Source organism: Rivularia sp. UHCC 0363 (assembly GCF_034931125.1).
Taxonomy (GTDB): domain Bacteria; phylum Cyanobacteriota; class Cyanobacteriia; order Cyanobacteriales; family Nostocaceae; genus Rivularia.
In genome coordinates this window covers 84,993-102,063 of record NZ_JAYGHM010000022.1, presented here as the reverse complement: position 1 = coordinate 102,063, position 17,071 = coordinate 84,993, and the positions used below count along the sequence as shown (strand labels likewise).

Sequence of the window (17,071 nt, the reverse complement as noted above, 5' to 3'; positions counted from 1 at the left end):
TAGGGAGTAGGGAATAGGGGAAGAAATAAAATATTATTATGTAGAATAATTTTAGTTGCGAATCAAATTTTTCGTTGGCGATCGGTTCTACAAAGGTTTTTATCCCAAATGGGGATAATTTTCATCGCGGAATTGCATTAAAAGCGGATGTGGAAAAAATCTTAATTTGTAAACTAAAACTATGGTATTAGGTAGAAAAATGACTGTTAAAGAGCAAATTATTCAAGAATTAGAACATATCCCAGAATCGAAGCTAACCGAACTACTCGATTTTATCCGTTCTTTTAGACAGGATCAAGCTAGTTCGCACAACAGCGAAGTCTGGAACGCTTACTTAGATTCCGAGCGCGAAAGAGAGGAGGTTTACCGTCGTCTTGCTGACTCCTAATTTTGTCAATAAAAGTGTAGTATTAAAAATCCATCAAAGACAGGTAGAGAAATTTGGTGGTACTGCTGGTGTTAGAGATGAAGGCTTGTTAGAGTCTGCATTAGCGCAACCGCAAGCGACATTTTTTGGGGAATATCTACACCCCACAATTTACGAGCAAGCTGCTGCTTATTTATTTCATATTGCTAAAAATCATCCTTTTATTGATGGTAATAAAAGAACTGCCTTTGCGGTCATGGATACTTTTTTAAGGTTGAATGGCTATGATTTGAATATGGGTAATGAAGAAATATATAATCTGGTAATGCAAGTAGCTCAAGGAAACATGAATAAAGCTGAAATTGCTAATTATCTTGAGCAAAATGTAATTAAAGATACATAATAGTTAAAAATGCCAAATACTATTTTAAAATATCTAATATCAATTATATTTTTATCGTTTTAAACCCGTTTAAAGCAATTTATAAACTATAGCTCCTGAATTCGGAAGATTCGTAATTTCTATCAATTCATCTTTACACATCTTTTCAAGCGTCTGCTTTACCTGTGTAGTTTCTTTTCCAGTAGCAAGAACGCAATCTGAAAGAGATATCATTCCACCATTGCTTTTTGCTAATTGCAGAATTTTTATCGTATCTGATACTTTCTTGTTTTCAGTATTTATAGATACATGATTTTTGGAATTGCCAATATTTCTAGTAACTTGAGCATTACCGCTATAATTAAAATTTTGATACCCGTATAACGCTTGGAATTTCAAATTTTCTTCATCTACCATACTTGGGATAATAAATAAATCTATAATCTGTCCTATACCGAAAAATCCCAAGGTAAGCTGTTACGCACTTAATTTGTATAATACTAGCGAGCAAGATGCTCGCACTACAATGCTTTCATTTTTTCGCATTATATAATTTAGCTGCACATCAGCTTAAATAGATAAATGAACCCACTAATATACCTTTTACAATAAAAACGTTGAGCGCCGAATAAACTAAAAGTACACAAAAACCATAAAATATACGCGACCCCTTTACTTTTCATATTTCAAATATTGATAACTTTTATATGCTCTTTTTACTTAAGTTTTATTGATTTATGCTTGGGTGTTTTCCCTTAAATATAGCTGTATCAGTAAGTTCTACAGCAAAAAAAAGAATCTTTAAAAAGTCTTTAAAAATAGTTGTAATGTTTTATTAAATAGATAATTAGTTGGAGTTAATCTAAATGCTCTCAGTAAACGAAGCAGAAAATATTATCTTTAATCTAGTCAAACCTTTAAATCATCAAAAAGATATAGAAACCGTCGATTTATTAGCAGCTACCGGACGTATTCTAGCTTCACCCGTTACCAGTCAACTCGATTTTCCTCACTGGGATAATTCGGCAATGGATGGTTATGCGGTCATTTATCAAGATGTACAACAAGCAAGTGAGGAAAAGCCAGCGGTTTTAATACTTGTTGAGGATATCCCCGCAGGCTACCAACCTCAATCTAACATTCAATCGGGACAGTCGGCGCGGATTTTCACAGGTGCGGTAATGCCTAAAGGTGCAGATACGGTAGTAATGCAGGAAAATACCCGCAAAGAAGGCGATCGCGTTTTTATCCTCAAAGCCCCAAATCCTCAAGAATTTGTCAGACATCGTGCTGCTTATTACCAGGCTGGAGCAGAGTTATTACCAGCAGGAATTCAACTGAATGCTCCAGAAATAGCTATTTTAGCCGCCGCACAATGCACGCACTTAAACGTTTACCGCCGCCCGCGTGTAGCAATTTTGTCTACTGGTAACGAACTCGTAACACCCGAACAAACTTTACAACCGGGACAAATTGTAGATTCCAATCAATACGCTTTAGCTGCGTTGGTAAAACAATCTGGGGGGGAACCTTTGATGTTAGGAATTATCAAGGATGAACCTGAAGCACTCAAAGGAGCAATTGCAGACGCGATCGCAAATGCCGATCTGGTGCTTTCTTCCGGTGGTGTCTCGGTGGGAGATTACGATTACGTCGAACAGATTTTAGAATCTCTCGGAGGAGAAATCAAAGTCAGTTCTGTAGCAATGAAGCCGGGTAAACCTTTAACTGTAGCTACTTTCAATATTCCGAATGGTGCAATATACTTTGGTTTACCGGGAAATCCGGTTTCAGCTTTAGTCAGTTATTGGCGTTTTGTACAACCAGTAATCAAAAAATGTTCCGGCATTGCGGAAGGTTGGAAACCCAAATTTATCAAAGCGCAAACTCGTGAAAATATCAGTTCCAACGGTAAACGCGAAACTTACATTTGGGGAAAGTTAGATTTAGTTGACGGGATTTACGAATTTAGCGTTGCAGGTGGAAATAAAAGTTCTGGGAATTTGATTAATTTGGCTCAAACCAATGCTTTAGCTGTTTTAGAAGTGGGGAAGAAATTGGTTAATGTTGGAGAAGAGGTAGAAGTTTTGAGAGTTTATTAATATTTGGTTTTAACAGACTTACGACTTGTGCTGAAAGTCCTTTCTCTATTCGTGAATTACTTATCCCATAACATAAATGGCTGTCATTCTCACTTACATTGGGATTATTTTGCAAATAACCACTAACGCGATCGCAACCACGCTTTGTTAATTCATCTACATTTAAGTACCAGGAAGTTTGCCTTTTTGCTTCGCTACCTAAATTCCATAGAATCACAGTTTTATCATCGCTCCCAGAAGCTAAGATTTTACCATCTGGGCTGAAACTAAGGCTGTTAACTCTACGTGTATGTCCAGCGAGTGTAGTTTTTTCTTCACCGGTGTCAACATCCCAAAGTTTGATGGTTTTATCATCGCTCCCAGAAGCTAAGGTTTCACCATCGGGACTGAAACTAAGACTATAGACAGCAGCAGTATGCGCTCTAAGGGTTAGTTTTACTTTACCTGTTGAAACATCCCTAAGTTTTATGGTGTTGTCATAACTAGCAGAAGCCAAGGTGTTGCCATCAGGGCTAAAGCTAATATTATAGACGGCATCTTTATGTCCTGTAAAAGTTTTAGTATTTTCACCAGTTTTGACATTCCAAATTCTGATGGTCTTATCAAAACCACCGGAAGCTAAGGTTTTACCAAACTCCTTCGGAGTCGCTACGCTAACGGGGCTAAAACTGACGCTACTAACTCTATCTTCATGTCCTTTGAGAGTTTTTATTTCTTCACTGGTGTTAACATCCCAAAGTTTGATCGTTTTATCATCGCTCGCAGAAGCCAATATTTTACCATCAGGGCTGAAATTTACACTATTAATCCAATCGTGGTGCTGTTTAAGCTGATTAATTTCTTTACCTGTGGAAATATCCCAAAGTCTTATAGTATTATCAAAACTACCGGAAGCTAAGGTTTTGTCATCAGGGCTAAAACTAACGCTATTAACTCTATCTTCATGCCCTTTTAGTGTCAGTTTAACTTCACCCGTAGAAACATCCACTAGCTTAATGGTTTTGTCATCACTTGCGGAAGCTAAAGTTTTACCATCATGACTAAAACTGACGCTAAATACTTTATCGTTATGCTGTCTGAGAGTTGTAATATCTCGATTTGTGACATCCCATAGTTTGATTGTATTATCAGCACTAGCGGAAGCTAAGGTGTTGCCATCAGGACTAAAAATGACGTGATAAATTCTATGCTCGTGTCCTTCGAGAGTGGTAATTTCTTTTCCTGTTTTTACACTCCATAGTTTTATCTTTTTGTCAAGTCCAGCGGAAGCTAAAGTTTTATCGTCCTTACTGAAGCTAACGCTATAAATAGGAGTGTCATGGTCAGTAATTGATTTAACAAGTTTAATATCTTGAGGATTAGAAACATCCCAAAGTTTGATGCTTCTGTCAAAACTTACGGAAGCTAGAATTTTGCCGTCATGGTTGAAAACAACGCTATAAATTTTAGATTTATGGGCTTTTAAAGTAGTAATTTCTTTACCAGTGTCAACGTTCCACAGTTTTATGGTGCTGTCATTACTACCAGAAGCCAATATTTTACCATCATGACTGAAACTGATGCTATTAACTCTATCTTCATGCCCTTTAAGAGTGTTAGTATTTTCACCAGTCTCGGGATTCCAGAGTTTAATCGTTTGATCGAGACTTGCAGAAGCCAATATTTTGTCATTATGACTGAAACTTACATAAATAATAGCTTCTTTATGCCCTTTAAGAGTGTTAATATTTTCACCAGTATCAGGATTCCAAAGTTTAATAGTTTTGTCATTACTGCCAGAAGCTAAAATTTTACCATCATGACTAAAACTAACGCTATTAACTCTAACTTTATGCCCTTTAAGAGTTTTAGTATTTTCCCCTGTATCGGGATTCCAAAGTTTGATAGTTTTATCAAGACTAGCAGAAGCCAATGTTTTACCATCGTCACTAAAACTAATACTAGAAACTGCTCTTTTATGACCTTCTAAACGATTACGTTCTTTGACTCCAAATATTGCTTGTCTTAATGCATCTGTTACTTCTGGTGGAGTTTCTAAATTCTTTTTTTCTAATGGTATTGCTGCTCGTAAACCATTAACAAGTGCATCAAATTTTTGTCCTTGAGAAAATAATACATCCGAATAACGAGCTAAAGCAAGGCTTTCGCTTGTCTGTATTTTGTTTTCTTCTTCTTGCCATTGATTCCACGATAGAAACAATAATATTATTACTACGACTGATATAATACATCCTATGAATATACTTCTCGTTTTTTTTAAATTCCTATTTTTACGACTTTCCTCAATAAATTCTTTCAACAATTCTGATTCTGATAATTCTATAATATCTCCATAATCATGAAGAAATTTTTCTGCCTCATCTAGTTCTTTTCCCTTAATTAAAAACTCTTTCGCTCCTCTATAATCTTTTTCTTTATATTCTTTCCAATCATCGGCATCTTTTTTTAAATTATTCTTGATTTTACGTTTACCGCGATAATCATTCAACCAAATTTTATGTAAAATTGACCAATGGCGAATAAGTGCGTCGTGAATTAAATTGAAGTAGACAGTTATTTTTCCATCACTCTGTTTTTCTTCTTCTCTAAGAATTAAATTTCCTTCTAATAAATACTTAAAGACCTCTTCTATTTCTGATTTTGAATAACGTTTGGTTTCATATATTTCGTCTTCTTTAACTTTTTTGCGAGTATCTCCTGTTCCATCTCCTAGATGTATTAACTGAAGAAAAATATACTTTGCGATTGTTTCTCCATTTTCAATAATTTTAGGAGATTTTTTTATATTTTCCAATACTTCGTTAGCATTTCTTTCCAAGATACCATCTATTTCTCCTGCATTAATATATTGTAAAAGTGTTAATTTATCATTAACTTTATGCTTCCAAAGTTGTTTTAATGCATACTGTAATAAAGGTAAACTAGCTTCTTCTTCCACATCTTTAATTAATTTATCTTCTAATTCTTTCTCTACTGTTACACCTTTTCTTTTTGCTGGTTCAGAAATAGCTAGCCTTAATTCTTCCTCATTCATTGGTGTTACCGTCACCAAATTATGCTCAATCTTTTTTGCCAGGTTACTATTCTTTTCGGTACACTTACCAAAAAAATCTGCTCGTATCCCTATAACCAAACATAATTTGTTATCAGTCTGTTCTAACGCACTTAATAAGCATTCAATAAATTGTGTTTGCTCGTTATTTTCATTATTGTTATCTGTTTCTTCTGTATTTTTTTTATTATTTTTATGATATCTTTTATCACTTAAAGTAAATACCTCTTCAAATTGATCCACCACTAAGATAACTTTTGATGTGACAGAAGAAATACTTTGATTAATTATAATATTAAGACCTTCAACATTTTTTTCTTGCAATAATGGATCGAACTCATTAAACTTAGATTTTTGCTTATCTTCGGGAAACTTTTTTGCAAATTCCCATGCTAAACTCTGAAACGGATATTTGCCAGGTTGAAGAATGATAAAATCCCAATCATTACTTTCTGAAAGTCGTAATCCTTTTTTCAACTGATAAATTAAACCAGCCCTAAGAACACTAGATTTACCACTCCCAGACGCTCCCATTACTGCTAGAAAATTATTATTACGTACTTTTTCTATTAATTGGTCAGTTAGTTCCTCACGGCCATAGAAATATTCATGATGAGACTCTTTAAAATAATCTAAACCCCGATAAGGACAATCATTTTGCTTATCTGTCGAGTTATCTTTTTCTTCTGAAGAAGTGTTATAAAAACTTAATTTAGCTGCATAGATTTTATCTGAACCATCTACAGTATTTTCATCGCTGTATTCTGATATTTGTAATTTAAACTCTATCTCAGGAGTAGATTTTGACTCAGACTGCTTTTCATCTTCAAAAAAAACAATTGATTTTCCAAAATATATACGTTGAAAATCTCCAGAATTTTTTAAGTTTTCTTCGTATTTTTTTATAGTTTCAATTAACAAATCGTTATTATTTATTTCTTTTTCTCGTTGAGCTTTTAGTCCACCAAGTATTACAGTCGTAAGAAGGCTACAACTTTTATTCTTATCATTAAACTGAAGTTGAGTATAATCTTTATTAAATGCAACAATACAAAATCTATCTTTTCCTATTTGATTACCTGGAAGTAGTTTATCTAAATCTAAACTTTTATCTTCATTGTGGCAACAATCCAAGATTATAATCTGTTTTTTGACTGGACTTTCTTGTAGTAATTTTTTAAGCCATTGTAGAGATAATCCCAAACGTTCTGATGAGATATCAGAGTCACTGGTTGCTAAAAATACTTCTTGAATTCCATGATTTGCTGTTAGTACATATCCAGAAAAGTAAAGTAAAGCTGTATCTGGAGCTTGTCCCTTTGGATAAAAAAGATTGACAATTTCATCTTTAAGCTCCTTTAAAGTAATTTTTTCTTTCTCAGGTAAAAGTTTTACTTCAAACGTACCTTCTTCCTTATCATCTAGCGAACTAGCTATTTTTTGTGCATTAAAATCAGGTACGTCAAGGTTCTTCAACTTATTGTCATCATATTTATTGATTCCAACTATTAAAGCATATTTATTCATAGGATTAATTCTTCTCTTTTGTATACTTATGATTTAGAAAAATTAGAGAAAAACTATTTACTAATATCAAACATTAGAAATTAGTTTTTTATGTTTATTGATTATGACTATTTTTATTGAGATAGACCAAGTGACATAGCGAAAGATTTATCATATTTAGCTAGTTGCCAATTTTTAGCTTTTTTAATTTGTTCGGGAAGAAGATTTTTCACCCCTAAAAGCCTAGTATTATTAAGATCTGCACCACTAAGGTCTGCCTTTTCCAGATTTGCATTACTAAGATCTGCATTTTTGAGATTTGCACCACACAGATTTACATTAATCAGGTTTGCACCTACAAGTTCTACACCTTCTAGCAAAGTATCTATCAACTGACAGTTACTAAAATCGAGACCGTTGAGTTTTAAATCGCTCAGGTTTACACTATTAAGATATGCACCACTAAATGATGTGTTATTAATAACTACACCTTGAAAATTGGTTCTACTAAGCCTTGCTTTTTCAAAGTTCGCTCGCTTCAGATTTGCACCAGTGAGGTCTGCATCACTTAGGTCTGTATCACTGAAGTCAGCTTCTATAAGACTTGCACCATTGAGTTTCGCACCAATAAGTTCTGCACCACACAGTTCTGCACCACGTAAATCTGCACCACGCAGATCAGCACCACTTAAGTCTGCTTTAATCAGCTTTGCATCTACGAGTTTTGCTCCACACAGTTCTGCTTTAGTCAAGTCCGCATTACTAAGATCTGACTCATTTAGAATAGTTTTTTTTAATCTTGCTCTAGTTAACTCAGCCCATTGAAGCTGAACTCCTGTAAGATCTGCACTATTTGCTGTTAAACCTGCTAAACTTTCTTCGTCCTTATTTAAATCTTGTAAAGCTTTAATACGTCCACCGTTTCCCCCTTGACCTTCCGCAGAATTAATCACCTGCCATGCGTCATAATTGGAACGTGTTTGCTGACTTTCAATATTTACAATAAAATAGCCCGCAGCAAAAAGGATACCTAGTGCTTCAACCTTGTCCAATAAAGGTGGTTTTAAGAAGTCCGGCCAATTTTGTTTATCTATTGGTTTATCTATTGGTTTATCTATTGGTTTATCTATTTGTTTATCTATTTGTTTCTCTATAGTATTAATTCCGAAGAGAATCAATAACATTATTGATAATGCGCCGACTAACTTAATAACTGTTTCAACCGCAAACCAGGAAAGAATAAAGTTTATATTTTTCTTAAAAATAATTCCAGGCTTGGTTTTATGTAGTCTTTTGTTTATTCTTTTATTTCTTGTATGCTTGTTATCGTTAACTTTATTCTTCAAAGCTAGACTCCTCAATACATACTTTAACTCCTCTTAACTTCAAAGATTACTATGTATTCAACAGCAATTAAAGTACTAATCGATACGATGCACAACCAATACATATTAAGTACCACAATTTATCACCATGAATCTTAATTTTCTGATCTAGAAAAATACCTTTAGGATTTACGCAAGCGCAATGAGAAATTAAGCATTCCAGCCGTTGAGATCCCCCCAACCCCCCTTATGAAGGGGGGCTTTGCGTAAGTCCTAACCTTTATAAAACACTTATTTAATGCAATACAGAAGTCATTTACCTCCGTGTACCTCCGCGCTTCCCTCCGCGTCCCTTTGCGTTTAATAACAAATTCCACATAGCTAGCTCCCTCTAGATTGTTAACAAAATATAAATTATTATTAAAATACCCTGACTTTACAATAAAACGGTTACAATAGATACAGAAATGTGATTCGTTCATCTTTAGTTTGCAGCTAACAATAAATAGGTAGTTAACTCGCTTATAAAGACGGAAGTAGGAATAGCCGAAGGAACGCGCCTCAGTTAGTTTATTTGAGATATAAAGAGGCAAGGAATTATGAAACTTACTTATCGTGGAATTAAATATGAAAACGCTCCTGTCGCAGTTGAAGTAATTACTGGAGGAGTCTGTGGAAAATATCGTGGTGCAGAGTGGAAGTGTCATTACTCTCGATATACTCCCGCAACCAGCGATGCAGTTGAATTAAAGTATCGTGGTGCTGCTTATTATTCTGGGAATCCACAAGAAGTTGAGAAGTTGAAGCAGCGTAAAAAACTAAATTCAATTTTTGCTTCTGATAAGAATTTATTTGCTAGCAATTTACCCAAAAGTGAGGAGTTAAATAAAACTCATTTAGCAAATTTACACCACAACCTACAGCGTCGTTTGGAAGTAGCGAAGCAAACAGGAGATGCAAACCTGGTTCGTATTTTAGAAGATGAAGCGAATCAGTTGTCAATCAACAATTAACAATTGTTGGTTGAGCCTAGGATGTTGACTCTGTAGCTTTTTAGGTTGATCTAACTTCATACATATTCTCGTTCCCAGGCTCTGCCTGGGAATGCCTTACGGGAGGCTCTGCCGACCGTATGCAAAGAAGGCAGAGCCTTCAGAGATGCATTCCCAGCCGGAGACTGGGAACAAGGAAGGAACAAGAGATAACTGACAATTGCTTACCCATCATTGTCTATTGAGCCAAACACCTCTAAGTCCGGCAGTTCTAGCTCCTTCGTAATCTTCTTTTACGCTATCACCAATATGCCATGCAGCGTCTGGGAGACAGTTGTGTTTTTTGAGCGCGATCGCAAATATTTTGGAGTTAGGTTTAGCTGCACCTGTTTGGGTGGAAATGGTAATGGAACGAAAATAGTCTCGCAGTTCCAAAGATTGTAAAACTGAATAAATTCGGGAATCGAAGTTGGATAATATGCCTAATTCGATTCCTTTTTTTTGCCAGTTATTTAAAGCTTTGAGGACATCGGGATAAACAAACCAAGGTTCACCCGTGCCAAAATGGATATAGACTTCGCTAAAGAAAGCCGAAAAGTCATCAAATTTCTGTAAAACACCTGCTTGTTCAAAGGTGGTACTGGTAATACGTTGCCACCATGCAAACTCACGCTGTGGAATATCTTGTTCTTGTGTGTCAGGAAAAACTGGGGGTGGTGAAGCTTTAAAACTTTGAAAAAAGGTTTGATTCAAAGTTGCTGGTGAAGTTTCAACACCAAATTCTCGGGCAATTTGACTATAAACTTCACCAACACTACCTTTAATACCGAAGAGTGTTCCTACGGCATCTAAAAAAATGACTTTCGGCTGTTTCATCCACCTTTAACCATTTTAGATTTTAGATTTTGGATTAAGTATAGTTAGGAGTTATGAGTTATGAGTTATGAGTTAGGAATTAGGAGTTAAGAATATTAATTTCCCCTTGTCCCCTTGTCTCCTCTACTTGCTACACCCTGCTCCCTACTCCCTACTCCCTACTCCCTATCTTCATGAAAGTGTTTCTATAATAGGACGAGTTAGCCAATTAAAACCAACCTTTAGTTTATGTTCTAAAGTTGGCAAACGGTAAAGATAGGCAAGACGACGAGCAATATATCCGAATGTTCCTTCTACTTTCATCCCCAAACCCGTAAGAGTAGCGTTGTCTACCCCAAGTGACATAAATTCGCCTAAATGCTGATAACGGAAAGCAAGTAAGGGACGATTGGTAAGACTAGCCCAAATATTCCAACCGACATAATCTGCTTGTTGGAAAGCTGCTTGTGCAGTGATCGGAACTTGTTTTCCTTCTGCGTCAAATGTTTCTGCTAAGTCTCCCAGAGCAAATATATCGGGATTATCTACTAATTGTAAAGTTGACGTAGTGATAATTTGTCCGCGTTGATTGTGCTTAACGGGAAGATGTTCCACCAAAGGACTTACCCGCGTTCCAACAGTCCAAATGACTAAATCTACAGGAATTTCATCTATAACATTTTTGTATTCCAAAGAAATACTTTCAGCCGCGATCGATTCTACCTTCGTTTCCAAATCAACCCACACACCCCGCTCATCTAAAGCTTTTTTCGCAGCTTCGCGGTTAAATTCTGGAGAATTGCGAAGAATTCCATCAGCCATTTCAACTAATCGGAAACGTCCTCTTTCCCCAAGTCTGTCAGATAATTTGCAGGCTAATTCGACACCGCTGTAACCACCGCCAACAATTGCCACACGAATTTTATCTTTGTCCGACTCTTCAAGTATTCGCAATCTTTCTTCTAAAGCATAAGCGTCCTCAAGAGTGCGGAAAGCATAAGCATGAGGTATGGCTCCAGGAACCATATCTAAGGGGGTTTCTCCACCCATCGCTAATACTAAACGGTCGTAGGAAATTTCCGAACCATTGAGTAACTCTACTCGTTTTTGTTCGGTATCAATACCAGATACCGTTGCTTTACAAAAGCGGATACCAGTATTTTGTAAAAGTTCTTCATAAGGAGGAGCGACTTCCCAACTTTGCATTTCCCCGGTAAGTAATTCGTACAGAAGAGGGGAAAATAAAAAGCGATCGTTTTGGTCAACTAGGACAATTTCCGGTTTTTGGGACTCTCCCCAATCCAGTTGAACTAAACGTAAAGCGGTGTAAAGTCCACCAAAGCCACCACCAAGAATACAAATTCGATTTTGTTCGGTCATCGGTTTTATAGGTCAGCAAGCTAATGGGAGTACTATTAGTGTAATTATTTGTGCCTGAGTTGTGCCATTAACCGAGAATTACTATTTTTACGATTTTCATCCCCTAAGTGCATAAGTTGATAAAATATGAACCTATTAATAAGAAAGGAATGTTAGAGGATATTTTTAAAGTCTAATTATATACTCTACCTGGCGACTGTAAGTCGCGGCTACACAAGCAAAACCCACCTCCGTGGGTTAAAAATCTACTAGTCCACTCAAGTGGACTTCGCCTATGTAGTAGCGGTTTTAACCGCCGGATACTTTTAAAACATCCTCTTAGATTTTCAGGCTCAATATCCGTTTAATAAACAGTTATGGCTTAATACAGATAAGTGGGTATGCAAAATTATTTGTGTCATTGCGAGCGACAGCGAAGCAACCGCAAGGTTTTGCGATTGCTTCGTTTCACTCCGTTCAACTCGCAATGACAAATATACAATTAATTTTGCCTTTTAGTTGAGTGGGACGAAGAAGAGAAAATAGTATTAGACCAAAGAGCAGTAAAAGGACATCTACCAGTTGGATTGTACGCGAACGTTATGAGCGGTAGGATATTTCAAAACTGGAGAAAAAAAGTAGCAGATGAAGAAGCAAAAGAAAGGAAGAAGTTAGAAGAGGAAAGAAAAAATTTAGAAGAGGAGGTCAAAATTTTAAGGTTAAGAGAAGAGAGATTGTATAGGTGGAAATTATACGTGAAGATTAATCAATATATAGGGGAGTATTCTTTAAGGGAGAGATTTTTGGTACAGGCAAGGAGTCTGTATGTAGAAGTTCTTTCACGTAACTTTGAAGAATCCTAACATATAAGCGTCCCAGTTAGTAGTTAGTAGGTTGGGTTGAGGAACGAAACCCAACATCCTATCAGACTTTGTTGGGTTATGTGCTTCGGACACACCTCGTCAACGCGATCGCTCAACTCAACCTACAAATTCAAGTTCCCCAATGATAGGACTTTTCAGGTTTGGGTTTTGATTCGCAGTCAAGCATGGCATAAAATGGCATAAAATGCCATAATAATGTCAAATAGTCTGAGATAGCGATGAAAAGTATTAATATTTCCCTACCGGATATGATGCGTGCTTACGTAGAAGAGCAGGTTGCCGATGGTTGCTATAGCACCATTAGCGAATATTTCCGCGAGTTAGTGCGTCAAGATCAAAAACGTAAAGCCAAGGAACATTTAGAGACTTTATTGTTAGAAGGGCTGAATTCTGGAAATGCAACACCATTAACCGAGCAAGATTGGGATGATATTCGTCAAGCGGTGCGTTCAAAAGTTCAAGGGGACAAAGGTTTAAATACCAATGGTTAATGTTTATAAACATCCCCAGGTTATCCGTGACTTAATTGATTTAGCGACTTATATTGCTGCCAATAATATGGATGTTTCGGATAAATTTTTGGTTGCTGCTGAAGACACTTTTAAACAGTTAGCTCTAACGCCAAAAATGGGTAGGGTGCGCGAATTTTATAATCCCAATTTAGCTAATGTTCGTCAACAACCAATTAAAGGGTTTAGAAATTATTTAGTTTTTTATCAGACAAGAGATGCTGATATAGAAATTTTGAGAGTTCTGCATGGTAGAAGAGATATTGATGCTATTTTAGATGAAGACTTGGGAGAAGACAATTTGTAGGATTTTGTTGGGTTTTGCTGTCGCTCAACCCAACCTACAAAGCAATTTAATCATTAACATAAACTTCTTCAAAAACTTACCCTTTCCTGCAACTTCACCCGCATTTTCCCCCCAACACCCTTCACTCTCTCCAAATCCTCCAACGAATTAAAACGCTTTTCCTGACGTGCTTCAACAATCCGCTCCGCTAACTTCTTCCCCACCCCAGGAAGGCTTACCAATTCTTCCACCGTAGCTGTATTTACATTAATAATTACTGTTTCTGCAAAAGTAGAAGGAGCTTTAATTTCTCCACATTCTTTTTCTTCCTGCTTAACCTTCTTCTCAATTCTTTGAGGAATATCAAATTCCGCATTACTATAAAGTCTTTCAAACTCTCTTACATAATGAGCGGCAACTTGAGGATTTTCAATTACTAAAACAGTTTCATCATTCCCCGTATTTGCTGCTTCCGTCCAATTATGGGAACCTGCAATCACAGTCTTTCCATCGATAACAGCGTATTTATGATGCAGTAAATCACCGCTCGTTAACAAAGGGACACCAACAGTTTTAATCGGATTTTGCCAAGGTTGGTTATTAAGTTCGTATTTACATTTATCGCTCAAAGCCACTCCTACCATATCCAAACCTTCACTATAAGAACGGTAAGCAAAATCAGGCTCTAATAAAGTTCTAATTTTCACCTTTGCTTCGTGACGTGTTTCTAAAATATTGCTCAAACGCTGGGCTGAAAACACAAATAATGCTGAATCAATAGAATTAACTGCTGAATTTAACGTTTTACCAATCAACCCATTACTACTTTCAACCCAAGGTAAAGTTGGAGAAGTGGGAGAAAAAGCCACCGTAATTTTATTGTTTCCAACAGTCACTTGTTGAAAATCTCTTTGAGGTTTTTGTAAACCAAATTTACTATCAAATTTACCTCCGACTCCATCACCCCACATGATATTAAATTCTTTGGTAAAAATATCGGCTAAGTCAATGCTATCAATTTTTAATAGATTATTTACGTTACCCAAACTATCATAATTACTATAATCGCCGTGAGTATCTGATAAGGTCAAATTAGCCGAAGTGACAATTACAAAACGATTATCTATAACGATAAATTTATGATGCATCAAACTACTACCTTTAGAACCATCAGCAGTATCATCAATTAAAGGTATGTTGGCATTGCGGATTATTTTTAAAGCATCTCGTTGATTGATTTCCTGTTCTGATAATTTACCATCTTCGTCAGTATCGAGGAATTTCTGAAACTCTTGATATCGCTGTTGTTCTCTTTGGGTTAACTTGGCTAATTCCTGCGGTGTAAAGTCACTCCAAGGACGACTATAGTTATTTTCCAGAATTACTCTAACTTTGACTCCCTCTTGCTGCTTTTTAATTAAAGCTTGAGCAACTAAAGGTAAACGTAATTCTTGTACTGCTACATCTACTGTAGATTCAGCTTGAGAAATTGCCTCGATAATTATTTTTTCAAAATCATCTCCTTTACGGATTTGCTTGCGGTAAGGTTCTGGATATTCGTTTGTTTGAGAATGATTAAAATAAACTTGTATTAAGGAATCTTGGGGCAGAGGTTTTAAAGCTTGATTTTTGGGTTTTGCTTGTTGACAAGCAGTAAGAGAAAATATTAGTAAAAATAAAGAATATAGATGTTTATGAGGAAAGAAAATTTGCACGGTATTCTCAAGATAGATACTAAGCCGACAAATTTATTTTTCCCAAAATTAACGAGATACTTTCTAAGTATCGGAATTCGGTTTGATTAGCACGTAATATACGATTCGTATGAATGTGGTGCAATATCTTGTTCCCAGGCTCTGCCTGGGAATACATTGCATGAGGCTCTGCCTCACGTCAAAATACTGAAGGCAGAGCCTTACACGATGAGTTCCCAGCCTGGAGGCTGGGAACTAGTCTGCTGGGAACTAGTCAGCCTGGAGGCTGGGAACTAGTCTGCTGGGAACTAGTCAACCCATTACCTATTACCCAACCTTAAAAAATCTTTACAGGAAACTGAGCCATACTTGGCTTAAAAAGAAGATATCTATAAGAATTTATCTTGCAAAACTGTATAAGCTGAAAAAAGCAGCTTTTCGAGTGTCATAACCTAATTTTTATGCAAATTTATCTAGACTACAGTGCTACAACTCCGACTCGTCCCGAAGCGATTGACATGATGCAAGCGGTGTTAACTCAAGGATGGGGAAATCCTTCGAGTTTACATGAGTGGGGACAGCGATCGGCGACTATTTTAGAACAAGCTCGAATGCAGGTTGCTAGTTTGATTAATGCTCCTGCTGAATCAATTGTTTTTACTTCTGGGGGTACGGAGGCTAATAATTTAGCGATTATGGGAGTTGCTCGCTTGTATGCGGAACCTCAACATATAATTATTTCTAGCGTGGAACATTCCGCTGTTTCAGAACCTGCGAAGTTATTAGAAACCTGGGGTTGGGAAGTTACTTGTTTGAGTGTCGATGCTAAAGGTAGAGTTAATCCCTTAGATTTGCAAGCTGCTTTGCAAGACAATACCGTTTTAATTTCGATTATTTACGGACAAAGTGAAGTTGGTACGGTACAGCCGATTGAAGAGTTAGGTAAAATCGCTCGCAGTGCTGGAGTTTTGTTTCATACAGATGCAGTCCAAGCAGCGGGAAGATTACCGATTAATTTAAAGAATTTGCCCGTAGATTTACTTAGTCTTTCTAGTCATAAAATATATGGTCCCCAAGGTGCTGGAGCATTATATGTTCGTCCGGGAATCGAGTTAGTACCGTTACTGTGTGGTGGTGGACAAGAAATGCGATCGCGTTCTGGAACTCAAGCTGTACCAATTATTGCTGGGTTTGGGATAGCAGCAGAGTTATCAGCCCAAGAATTACCAATAGAAACACCCCGGTTAATCGAATTGCGCGATCGCCTTTTTTCACAGTTAGCCGATGTTAATGGTTTAATCCCCACAGGTGATTTGATCCAGCGTTTACCCCACCATGCGAGTTTTTGTTTGGAATATGCCGATGGAGAAAAACTCAGCGGTAAAACCATCGTGCGTCAGATGAATTTAGCAGGAATAGGTATCAGCGCCGGTTCTGCCTGTCATAGTGGTAAACTAAGTCCTAGCCCCATCCTCAGTGCAATGGGCTATGACGGAGGTGCAGCAATGGGAGGTATTCGCATTAGCATGGGACGTTACACTACGGTTGCAGACGTTAATTGGGCAGCAATGGTATTAAAGCAAGTCATGAGCCGTTTGGAAAGTCGCTTTGTTTTAGTAATGAAATAATTGGGTAAAGGTCAAAAGTTAAAGGTCAAAGGTTAAAGGTCAAAGGTTCAATAACTCCGAACGCGGATTAAATGGATGACACTGATGATACTGATTAATAACTCCTCACTCCTCACTCCTAACTCCTCAC

The 17,071-nt window shown here is 36.7% G+C and carries 15 protein-coding genes and 1 riboswitch; of the genes, 8 read left to right on the top strand and 7 right to left on the bottom strand.

Annotation, left to right across the window (positions count from 1 at the left end):
- The first annotated feature begins 199 nt into the window (after positions 1 to 199).
- Positions 200 to 388, top strand: a complete 189-nt coding sequence (locus tag VB797_RS14630; RefSeq protein WP_323238416.1) for a DUF2281 domain-containing protein — start codon at positions 200 to 202, stop codon at positions 386 to 388.
- Positions 375 to 770 carry a type II toxin-antitoxin system death-on-curing family toxin gene (locus tag VB797_RS14625; protein WP_323238415.1) on the top strand — a complete coding sequence of 132 codons (396 nt, stop codon included), beginning with the start codon at positions 375 to 377 and terminating at the stop codon, positions 768 to 770. The genes VB797_RS14630 and VB797_RS14625 overlap by 14 nt, the downstream gene beginning before the upstream one ends.
- Positions 771 to 839: 69 nt before the next feature.
- Here the strand turns inward: VB797_RS14625 and VB797_RS14620 are convergent, their stop codons facing one another.
- Together VB797_RS14620 and VB797_RS34980 are read right to left on the bottom strand one after the other, a co-directional pair.
- Complete coding sequence (locus tag VB797_RS14620; RefSeq protein WP_323238414.1) at positions 840 to 1,166, bottom strand: hypothetical protein; 327 nt, start codon at positions 1,164 to 1,166, stop codon at positions 840 to 842.
- Between the two features lie 137 nt (positions 1,167 to 1,303).
- On the bottom strand, positions 1,304 to 1,432 hold the full coding sequence (locus VB797_RS34980; RefSeq protein WP_416350871.1) for an NINE protein: 129 nt from the start codon (positions 1,430 to 1,432) through the stop codon (positions 1,304 to 1,306).
- A 183-nt stretch (positions 1,433 to 1,615) separates the two neighbouring features.
- Between VB797_RS34980 and glp the strand changes: the two genes are divergently transcribed.
- A complete protein-coding gene (gene glp / locus VB797_RS14615) occupies positions 1,616 to 2,851 on the top strand; it encodes a gephyrin-like molybdotransferase Glp (RefSeq protein WP_323238413.1) in 1,236 nt (411 codons plus the stop codon).
- Here the strand turns inward: glp and VB797_RS14610 are convergent.
- Positions 2,811 to 7,430 (bottom strand): eIF2A-related protein, encoded by a 4,620-nt coding sequence (locus VB797_RS14610; RefSeq protein WP_323238412.1) that lies wholly within the window; start codon positions 7,428 to 7,430, stop codon positions 2,811 to 2,813. The two genes, glp and VB797_RS14610, sit on opposite strands and share 41 nt — an antisense overlap.
- A gap of 113 nt (positions 7,431 to 7,543) precedes the next feature.
- Entirely contained in the window at positions 7,544 to 8,755 is a 1,212-nt protein-coding gene (locus VB797_RS14605; protein WP_323238411.1) for a pentapeptide repeat-containing protein, read from the bottom strand.
- A gap of 452 nt (positions 8,756 to 9,207) precedes the next feature.
- Positions 9,208 to 9,295: riboswitch (Glutamine riboswitch) on the top strand.
- A 38-nt stretch (positions 9,296 to 9,333) separates the two neighbouring features.
- Between VB797_RS14605 and VB797_RS14600 the strand changes: the two genes are divergently transcribed.
- On the top strand, positions 9,334 to 9,747 hold the full coding sequence (locus VB797_RS14600; protein ID WP_323238410.1) for a DUF4278 domain-containing protein: 414 nt from the start codon (positions 9,334 to 9,336) through the stop codon (positions 9,745 to 9,747).
- 210 nt (positions 9,748 to 9,957) lie between these two features.
- On the opposite strand, the gene VB797_RS14595 is transcribed toward VB797_RS14600, so the two are convergent.
- Complete coding sequence (locus VB797_RS14595; RefSeq protein ID WP_323238409.1) at positions 9,958 to 10,602, bottom strand: HAD family hydrolase; 645 nt, start codon at positions 10,600 to 10,602, stop codon at positions 9,958 to 9,960.
- Positions 10,603 to 10,773: 171 nt separating this feature from the next.
- A complete protein-coding gene (locus VB797_RS14590) occupies positions 10,774 to 11,961 on the bottom strand; it encodes an NAD(P)/FAD-dependent oxidoreductase (RefSeq protein ID WP_323238408.1) in 1,188 nt (395 codons plus the stop codon).
- A gap of 581 nt (positions 11,962 to 12,542) precedes the next feature.
- Here VB797_RS14590 and VB797_RS14585 point away from each other — a divergent pair.
- The 3 genes from VB797_RS14585 (at position 12,543) to VB797_RS14575 (ending at position 13,640) form a co-directional block, all read left to right on the top strand.
- Entirely contained in the window at positions 12,543 to 12,803 is a 261-nt protein-coding gene (locus tag VB797_RS14585; RefSeq protein ID WP_323238407.1) for a hypothetical protein, read from the top strand.
- A gap of 239 nt (positions 12,804 to 13,042) precedes the next feature.
- On the top strand, positions 13,043 to 13,315 hold the full coding sequence (locus VB797_RS14580) for a type II toxin-antitoxin system ParD family antitoxin (RefSeq protein ID WP_323238406.1): 273 nt from the start codon (positions 13,043 to 13,045) through the stop codon (positions 13,313 to 13,315).
- Positions 13,308 to 13,640, top strand: coding sequence for a type II toxin-antitoxin system RelE/ParE family toxin (locus VB797_RS14575; protein ID WP_323238405.1), 333 nt, complete (start codon positions 13,308 to 13,310; stop codon positions 13,638 to 13,640). The genes VB797_RS14580 and VB797_RS14575 overlap by 8 nt, the downstream gene beginning before the upstream one ends.
- Positions 13,641 to 13,708: 68 nt before the next feature.
- On the opposite strand, the gene VB797_RS14570 is transcribed toward VB797_RS14575, so the two are convergent.
- Positions 13,709 to 15,334: a DUF655 domain-containing protein gene (locus tag VB797_RS14570; RefSeq protein ID WP_323238404.1), complete on the bottom strand. Its 1,626-nt coding sequence runs from the start codon at positions 15,332 to 15,334 to the stop codon at positions 13,709 to 13,711.
- A gap of 440 nt (positions 15,335 to 15,774) precedes the next feature.
- Between VB797_RS14570 and VB797_RS14565 the strand changes: the two genes are divergently transcribed.
- Positions 15,775 to 16,941, top strand: coding sequence for a cysteine desulfurase family protein (locus VB797_RS14565; RefSeq protein WP_323238403.1), 1,167 nt, complete (start codon positions 15,775 to 15,777; stop codon positions 16,939 to 16,941).
- Positions 16,942 to 17,071 lie beyond the last annotated feature (130 nt).